The 703-nt window shown below is 67.3% G+C and carries 1 protein-coding gene; it reads left to right on the top strand.

What is annotated here, in order from left to right:
* Nucleotides 1–703, top strand: a 703-nt coding sequence (locus tag Q7C33_RS28910; RefSeq protein ID WP_407684595.1) for a glycerate kinase type-2 family protein, incomplete at both ends; no start/stop codon positions are given.

Below are 703 nucleotides of genomic sequence, written 5' to 3'. Positions count from 1 at the left end.
CATCGGCGAGATGAATTGCGTGCGCAAGCACCTCTCGGCGATCAAGGGCGGACGCCTGGGCAAAGCCTGCTGGCCGGCGACGGTCTACACCTATGCGATTTCCGACGTGCCCGGCGACCTGGCCACAGTCATCGCGTCCGGCCCCACCGTGGCCGACCCCAGCACCTCAGCCGAGGCCCTGGCGATTCTCAAGCGCTATGACATTGAGATCCCGGCCACGGTGCGCACCTGGCTGCAAAGCCCGGAATCGGAAACCATCAAGCCCGGCGACCCGAGCCTGGCCCGCAGTCATTTCCAACTGATCGCCCGCCCCCAGCAATCCCTGGAAGCCGCAGCCGTGAAAGCACGCCAGGCCGGTTTCAGCCCGTTGATCCTCGGTGACCTGGAAGGCGAATCCCGGGAAGTGGCGAAGGTCCACGCCGGCATCGCCCGGCAAATCGCCCTGCATGGCCAACCCTTGGCGGCGCCGTGCGTGATCCTGTCTGGCGGCGAAACCACTGTCACCGTGCGCGGCAATGGCCGTGGCGGACGCAACGCCGAATTCCTGCTGAGCCTGACCGACAGCCTCAAGGGCCATCCCGGCATCCACGCGCTGGCCGGCGACACCGATGGCATCGACGGTTCCGAGGACAACGCCGGAGCAATCATGACCCCGGACAGCTATCGCCGCGCCGCCGAGCTGGGCCTGTGCGCCAGCGACGAG

Source organism: Pseudomonas sp. BP11-1-1, assembly GCF_052112105.1.
Lineage (GTDB): Bacteria > Pseudomonadota > Gammaproteobacteria > Pseudomonadales > Pseudomonadaceae > Aquipseudomonas > Aquipseudomonas alvandae.
This window is presented reverse-complemented; position numbering and strand designations above follow the sequence as displayed.